General features: G+C 28.9%; 5 protein-coding genes and 1 tRNA gene. All 6 read right to left on the reverse strand.

The window, feature by feature from the left end:
• Window positions 1-208: 208 nt before the first annotated feature.
• The 6 genes from CLVI_RS16800 to CLVI_RS16825 all read right to left on the reverse strand — a co-directional run bounded on the left by CLVI_RS16800 (window position 209) and on the right by CLVI_RS16825 (window position 7,038).
• Complete coding sequence (locus CLVI_RS16800; protein ID WP_106061372.1) at window positions 209-1,078, reverse strand: metal ABC transporter substrate-binding protein; 870 nt, start codon at window positions 1,076-1,078, stop codon at window positions 209-211.
• Window positions 1,079-1,159: 81 nt separating this feature from the next.
• Complete coding sequence (locus CLVI_RS16805; RefSeq protein ID WP_106061374.1) at window positions 1,160-3,883, reverse strand: AAA family ATPase; 2,724 nt, start codon at window positions 3,881-3,883, stop codon at window positions 1,160-1,162.
• Window positions 3,873-5,006, reverse strand: coding sequence for a metallophosphoesterase family protein (locus CLVI_RS16810; RefSeq protein WP_106061376.1), 1,134 nt, complete (start codon window positions 5,004-5,006; stop codon window positions 3,873-3,875). The genes CLVI_RS16805 and CLVI_RS16810 overlap by 11 nt, the downstream gene beginning before the upstream one ends.
• A gap of 210 nt (window positions 5,007-5,216) precedes the next feature.
• The gene (locus tag CLVI_RS16815) at window positions 5,217-5,402 is read right to left on the reverse strand and encodes an alpha/beta-type small acid-soluble spore protein (protein WP_106061378.1); all 186 of its coding nucleotides are present in this window, start codon (window positions 5,400-5,402) and stop codon (window positions 5,217-5,219) included.
• Window positions 5,403-5,540: 138 nt separating this feature from the next.
• A complete protein-coding gene (nagZ, locus tag CLVI_RS16820) occupies window positions 5,541-6,776 on the reverse strand; it encodes a beta-N-acetylhexosaminidase (RefSeq protein WP_106061379.1) in 1,236 nt (411 codons plus the stop codon).
• Window positions 6,777-6,962: 186 nt separating this feature from the next.
• Window positions 6,963-7,038 (reverse strand) — tRNA-Trp (locus tag CLVI_RS16825).
• Window positions 7,039-7,214: the final 176 nt, after the last annotated feature.

Raw genomic sequence — 7,214 nt, forward strand, 5'->3', positions numbered from 1 at the left:
TAAATCCAACTCCATTCTTTTTATCTTAGCAATAAAATTATAATGGATAATTTATGTATTGGGGAGATGTTTTTACATCTCCTTTATTTTTTTGCTACCTTTGCCTACTAAAATTATACTCTAACCTATTTTATAAAGTTATTCTAATATAAAAATGAGCTGTAGATAAATTTTTTAACAAAATTCATCTACAGCCTTACTCTTTATCTTACTTTAATTCTTCATATATCTTTTCATAATTATCCTTCATAGCTTCTATATATGTTTTACCTTCAGTCTTTGTTTCTAAAGTATATATTGGAACTATTGTTCCACCTATTTCTTTTACTAAAGTTTCTGAGCTCTTTTGAGATTCAGTTCCTTCTGAAAAAATAGTTTTAATTCCATTACTTTTACAGTATTCAACAAGATCTTCCATATCCTTAAAGGTTATTTCCCCCTCTGCATTAAATAAACCAGTAATAGCTTTTTGCTCTAACCCAAATTCTCTGCAAAGATACCCAAAGGCTTCATGACTTGTTACAAATGTCTCGCCCTGTATAGTATCAAACTTAGGTTTATATTCCTCATATAAATTATTTAGCTCATCCTTGTAATTATTATAATTTTCTTCATAGTAATCCTTATTCTCTGGATCTGCTTCTACTAATGCATCTTTTATGTTAATACACTGATTAGTAGCTTCCTTTAAGCTTAACCATATATGAGGATCAGCAGTTTCATTTACCTTAATTACATCTGCATTTGTACTTGTATCCACTAATTTTATATCGCTACCTTCTTCAGCCTGACTTAACCAATCTTCAAGGCCTAGGCCATTATATATAAATAGCTCTCTTTCCATAAGTTCTTTTTTATCTGATGGGCTAAAGTCAAAATCATGGGGTTCCATATTTTCCTTTACCACACAATAAATATCAACCTTATCTCCACCTATAATTTCTGTAAATTCCTTCAAAGGACTTATAGAAACTGCTACTTTTAACTTATCTCCAGTTTCCTCTTTACTCTTTCCACATCCCATAAGGATCATTGGAATTGTAGCTAACATTGCTAATTTAAAAAATATTTTTTTCATATCCACCTCTTATTGCTTATGATTTGCATTTGCATGCAATTTTATTTTAATATTCTTAATAACATTTGTCAATAAATTCTTCTATAAACTGATAAAGTTTGCATCAATATAATTTTTCTTAAGCAAGCTTTCCTCTATATCTTGGCAGGTAAAAACAATACCCTGACCCTTTAACTTTTTATTAATTAATAGTAATGCCTTCTCTCTTCTTTTATTATCATATTGAACAAAAGAATCATCTAATATAATTGGACATTCTCTCTCCTTAAATAATAATTCAATAAATGATATCCTTAAGGACAGATATAATTGATCCCAAGCTCCATTACTTAAGAAATTCCCTTTAAAAAGATTATTTCCCTGCCTAACTATCATTTCATAATTATCACTAAGCTTTATTTCCCCATACCTCTCTTCAGTAAGATATTTGAAATTATCTAGTATGCTATTATTTAATGTTGGTCCAATATCTCGACTAAGCTCTTCAAAAGAATCCTTAAGAATATTAAAGGCCATCTCTGCACCTTTTAACTTTTTATTACCCTCTATTATTTTTTCCTCTAGTTCATGTAGTTCTTCTTCTATAAATATAATATTTCGTTTTCCTAAAAGTCTAGTCGCTATACTATTTTCAATATCTTTTATTCTTTTTTCACATTCAATTAATTCTTTTGATTTCTTCCTTTCTTCAGTCTCAATTTCTTCCTCTGATTCATACGCATATTGATTTTTGTCATTTATTATGTGTTTAAGATCTTCCTTAATTGCAGCTATATCTCTATCCTTTAAAAGTGCCTTATATGTTTCCTCCATGGATAATAAATTTGAATGCACCTCATTACATTTCTTAAGCTTTTCTTTATACTCTCTAATATATATTTCTATATCTAAAAGATTTCCTAAATCTAAATCCATCAGACTTAGCTTGCTTTTAAGCCTACTTTCCTTATTCTCTATATCTACAACTAATTCTTTAATGATTTTTTCTCTTTCTGATTCCTTAAATTCCATAGAGTCTAATTGTGTTTTAAGTTTTTCATAAATATTAATTTTCTCTAAGACAGCTTCTAAATTATCACACTTTGAAATTTCTAAAAAGGATTTAATCATCTCATCATTTTTATTGTATTTATCATGAGACTTTTCATAATCCTCTTCATCAATTATTTTATCTTTTTCTTCAATTCTAACCAATACTCGATCTTCATATTCCTTAAAACTCGAATATTTTTTCAGACAATTCATAAGCTCTCTATAATTGTTTATTTTAAGCTTACTCATATAAGTATTAAGATTCACTTCAACATTATTAATATCCACAGATAATCTATCTATTTCGTCTTTATCTTTCTTCTCTTTTTTTAATTTTTTTAATGCCGCTAAACTTTTATAACTTAAAAAGACTCCACTTAAAATTCCTAACACACCTAAAATTATTAATAGAGAACCTAAAAGAGAGATACTGACACCACCTATTAATAATATAAATCCTATATACTTCATTATATTTTCATGCTTAATCTTTTTTTCTATATCTTTACTTATTCTAGTATTCTCAGCTAAATTTTTAATATCTTTAAGTTTCTGCTCATATTCCCTTAAACTATCTTCTATTTGATTTTTAATATCCTTAACTAAAATTATTTCTCCAAGGTCATCTGTCCTATTTTTTAATTCCTTTTCATCCAACTCCTTAGAGTTTTTTATCTTGTTTAAATAAGATAGCTTTTCCTCTAAGTTTTTTTGCTCATATTTTAACGCAATAATTTTATCCTTAATATCATCTTCAAAAAGTTCCAAAAACTTATATTTCTCACAGTCAGCTTTTATTGTTCCTAGTTCTGCTTTATAATTAAAAGCTTCTTCTTTAAATTCCTCTAACCTATCTAGTTTTGATAAATAAAGCCTATTCTCCTCCTTTAATTCATCTATAAAAGCCTCATCTATACTCTCCTTGCCCTTTCCCAAATCACTTTCTAACTCAACCTCACGCCTTTTAAGTTCTTCAGATTTTTTTAAATACTCTATTATATCTTTATATTCCTTTTGTAGATTAGATCTTTTTAAGTATTTTTTATAAATCTGAAGTTTCTCTATTCCCTCTTCTAAAGCCCTCCTATTCCTTTTTTGCTGAAGAAGTTCTTGTTCCCATTCCAAGTTTTTTTCTGAGAGTTTATATGCCTCATACCTCTCCTGAATAATTTCAGAATTCTTTTTTCTCAATAAATCTAAAGCTCCTACACCTCTAGTTGTAGTAAGCCCCTTCTTTATGTTTTCTATCTTATCTAAAGCTTTTGCAACTGAAACTTCATCCTCAGAACAGCCAAAAACAGCTGTTATCTTATCCATTATTTCTTCTTCCTTATCCTTTGTAAAAGCTACTGCTAATTGTCCAATAAACAAAGTTTTTTCAAAGGTTGATTTATTAATTTCAAGAAAACTTTTCCCAGGTTCATCATCACTTACCCATTCCTGCTCTTCTCCTGTAAGATAATCTAAAATCACAGATGAGTCCTCTTTTTTTGTTACTCCAAAACTTCTCTTTATTATATATTTTCTTTTTTCGTACTCTATAATAAGTTCTCCTTTAATAGAGCCACCTTTGAAAGATGAATATTTCACTCTTTCTCCTTGACCTTTACCTCTTTTAGTTGAAAATCCATAAAGCATTATTTTAATAAATGCTTCTATTCTACTTTTCCCCTTTTCATTTTCTCCATAGATAACATTTAATCCTCTATTTAAAGAAATTATTTTATTTTCAATACCTCCAAAATTATCTATCCTTAATTCTTTAATAATCATCTATTTTAACCTCTCCTTCTGTGAGGCTAGAAAGACCTATTTTTAAAGCCATCCTAATAATTTCTTTATCCTCGTCAGTTTCAGCTTTTTCTAATTCTTTGATTAATTTTTGTGCAAAAATACTTTTCATTGAATATCCATTTGTTATTTTTTCCAAATCTATCTCTATTGTTGTTTTATCTATTAATTTACAAAAATAAAACTTAGAGCTAATCTTGTCCTTTAAAGTTCCTTCATCTATATTAAATTTATCGGAGATTTCTCCAGACAGAATAATCTTATATAAATTTTTTCTCCTATTTTCCTCTGATATCTTTTCTAAAATAATATTTATAATTTCTTCATAAGTAAAGGCCTTTGAGATATCTATTTTTATCTCCTCATAATTTCTTTTTGAAGTTTTTATAAAATCTAGTTCAATAGCACCCTTAGATATATATCCATAAATTACTCCCTTATCCCCAAGTTCATCAAACCCTCTACCTTGAGGACAACCACTATAAGCATAATAAGTACTCTGTACCTTATTAATTCCGCTAAATCCATGTCTATGACCTAAAGCAATATAATCCATTCCACTCTCTGAAATTTCCTTAAGTGTTATGGGATTATACTCATTTCCCTCTTTAGAATTAGCTATTTCTCCATGAAGAACCATTATATTAATCTTATCTGTTTTTTTTGAAAATCCTTCTAACATAGATTCTCTAACATATTTATCATTAAAAGCTCCACCCCATATTGTAGTGCCTAATTCTTTAATTTCCACCTGCTCAATATTTTCCTTAAAAATATATACATTACTTGGCCAATTAATTAACTTATAAAAATTATTATTACTATATGGATCATGGTTCCCAGGACTAATAAAAACCCTAGTGTTTGGGATTTTCTCAAAAGCCTTTTCTATAAAATATAAAGTCTCCCTATTTAGAGTATAGTTATCAAAAATATCTCCAGCTAAAAGCAAAATCTCTACAGATTCATTTTTACAAAGATGAATTATATCCATAAATATTTCCTTTAGTTCTTCTTTATTAATTTTACTCTGCACTTCTCCAACTTCTTTGAAAGGAGTATCGAAATGTAAATCTGCTGTATGCACTATTTTTATCTTTTTCATATTATCACCTATTCCAAACGAACTTTTGTTCTCATTTTATCATATTTATCTAAAAGAAAAAAGCATAATAGAAATTATGCTTATCTTATACCTATAAACAAATTAAGAAGAAGGCTTTCGCCCTCTTCCCGATAGTTTGAATACGATAATTAACATTTTATTGTGCAATTTTCATAATTATTTACTTTACCAAGTAAAGGTTAGTATCTGTTACTTTATTTTACTCTCGTATTCTTGTACCATCCTTTTTACCATTTCTCCACCTACGGAACCACATTGTCTTGAGCTTAAGTCTCCATTGTAGTCTGTAAATGGAACTCCTATTTCTTGAGCAACCTCATTTTTAAATCTTGATAACCCATTCTTTGCTTCTGGAACTAATGCTTTATTTGACATACTAATTCCTCCTTAGGCTTAATGTTGTTAAGTTTTTTAAGTTTTTCAACTTAATCTGCTTACACTATTATATTGTCCACTCAGAATTTTAATATCCTTTGTAATGTAAGGTACTTAAGGAATTTTTAGCTGGTTCTTTTAATTGATACCATTCAAGTAAATATCAAGTGTATTATTAATCTTATTATTTATTTTTTCCACATCAACTAAACTTAATGTGCTATCTTTAAGCTTGTATTTGTCTTTTAATTTTAAAATTCTATATATACTTTCATCAATTCTTTCTTCTGATATAGTTCCATCCTCTACTGCTTTTTTTAAATTATTTATGACAGCAACTTCATTATCATAACCATGGCAAACCAGAACTATATCACTTCCCGCATTTACGGATTTAATAGCTGCATCACTTATTGTGTAATTCTTTACGATAGCACCCATTGTCATATCGTCAGTAATTACTAATCCATCAAAATTCATTTCATTTCTTAGAAGGTCGGTAATTATAGTTTTTGATAAAGATGCCGGATTTTCTGAATCAATTTTATTCAAAACAATATGAGCAACCATTACTGCATCTGCTCCATTTTGAATTGCATCATTAAAAGGTACAAGTTCAAAACTTTTTAGCCTTGTCATATCATTTTCAACAGATGGTAATCCTATATGAGAGTCAACTGCTGTGTCTCCATGCCCTGGAAAATGCTTTACTACTGGTATTACGCCAGCAGTCTGAATACCTTTCATGGTTTGTATGCCCAGTTTACTTACTACTTCAGCATTTGTTCCAAAAGCTCTATCTCCTATTACTGAATTTTTAGGATTACTGTTTATATCTAAAACGGGAGCAAAATCCATATTAAAACCAAATGCTTTTATCTCTTCACCAAGAATATTTCCAATTTCATAAGAAAATTTTTCATTATTTACTTTTCCTATTTTTTTGCTGGAAGGAAGATTTTTAACCTCTGCAGGCATTCTATTTACCCTTCCTCCTTCTTGATCCACGGATATAAATAAGGGTATATTATTTTTTGAGTTGGTGCTTTTTAGTGAATTTAGTAGAGCGAGAAGCTGATCTGAGCTTTTTACATTTTCACCAAATAAAATAAAGCCACCAACACGATTATTTTCAACCATAGATCTTGTATTATCGTCCATTGTATATCCATCAAGACCAATTATAACCATTTGACCAATTTTTTCATCTAAAGTCATCTTTTTAATTTGTTCTTCTATTGGGTCTATTTCCTTCTCAGGTTGCTTTATCTCTTCTTGTGCAGGTTCTGCTACACTTGAGCAGCCTATCATAAATACTAAAGATAAAGTTACCATAGTCCATATAATCGATTTCTTATTAAATAATGGGATCATAATTAGCCTCCTTTTATTATATCTATTAGGAAAATCCAAAATATTAATAACAAAGTATCACCGTTTTTTGAAATAAGACTTCAAAAAAAAGGCTGTCGCCATGAATAATCAAAAAAATCATTCTGCTACAGCCCTTTTTATTATTCCTCTTTTAAAGGGTTTTTATCCATTTCTATTTTTACATATTGGCAGGGGTAGTAGGACTCGAACCTACAACCAATGGTTTTGGAGACCACTACTCTACCAATTGAGCCATACCCCTAAGACGAATTTATTGTACCATGCCAATATTTTACTGTCAATAATATTGTTTTCTATGATTGAGTCAAGTAAAAGTGGGCAACTATTTTATTATCCATTATTTTACAGTATATATTTATAACTTCCCTTAAGCATTTTTACTCTTAATTGTAACTAATATCTCCAAATCCTTTTAAT

It is taken from the genome of Clostridium vincentii, from assembly GCF_002995745.1.
In the GTDB taxonomy this organism is placed as follows: Bacteria; Bacillota; Clostridia; order Clostridiales; family Clostridiaceae; genus Clostridium; species Clostridium vincentii.